Genomic DNA, 988 nt, shown 5'->3' on the forward strand with positions numbered 1-988 from the left:
GATCTACTGGATGCCTTCGAAGGGTCGCTGCCACCACGTCCCTCATGCGATTTGAAATACGAGAAGCAACTAATGGAGAAACCAATACGAGATCGCACTATGGGACGTGACATTTTTTCCGAACTGATGGACGGCATGGAAGCCCTCGCAGATGAGCGACAAGGAAGGGTCACCCTGCGAACCCGCAAGATCAGTTTGCCCAAACAAGTGCCTGTCACCGCTGAAGAAGTCGTGAGCATCCGCCAGCAGCTCGACCTCTCGCAAACCTAAATGATGAAATTGTTGTATCCCATCAGGTGAATTTTTTGGTGTCCTTCAGGGCACCTTTTTTTGTCCGCTGCTTCGGCTCGCAGGCAAATCGGATTCACCCTACACCCAAACCGGAATCACCCGGCATTCAAACTTGAGGCTGATCGCCAAAGTCCCCATTTTGCGGAAAGGGACACGCACGTGGCCAGACTCATCCCCCAAAGAGAACTCCATGGCCAACATGGCCAAGTACTCGACACCTACCAAGCAATGGAAGACTTTCGACAGGCGCTGAACCGCCCGGATGAATTACCCGGCTTCGACGACCTGCTAAACGCATTGGGCCTCAATCGATCCAACTACCTGCAAGGAGCCAACCAGCGAAAACTGATCGAAGCTGTTAGTAATGGCGATTGGATAGTGGTGAAACCACGAGTCGTTGCGAATAACGGCGGCGCTTCCTGGAACGCCTTCAAACCCAAACCCGAGCCACCACCGGCCCAGCATCTGGTAGAAGAACACGCCTACACCCTGCCCAAACCTGTGGAGTCGGGCTTCCACATTGTCCAGAAACCCATGAGCCTCAAAGCGCTGGAACGCTCGCTGTACGAAATCACCCCCAGCGATATGCTGCGCCGCGAGTTCCGCTCGCTGAATCGCCATCTCGGTAAACACGTAAAACCGGGGCAAATGGTCATATTCAGCGACTCGCGCAACTACATGTGCCGTCGAGAAGAGG

Annotated in this window: 2 pseudogenes; both read left to right on the top strand. The window is 54.0% G+C overall.

The annotated features are described in order from the left end of the window. Positions 1-99: 99 nt before the first annotated feature. Positions 100-267, top strand: a pseudogene (locus AC1DRJ_RS29535) (transcriptional regulator); the annotation flags it as partial. 183 nt (positions 268-450) lie between these two features. Next, positions 451-988, top strand: a pseudogene (locus AC1DRJ_RS29540) (hypothetical protein); the annotation flags it as partial.

Source organism: Pseudomonas sp. P5_B2 (genome assembly GCF_056400445.1).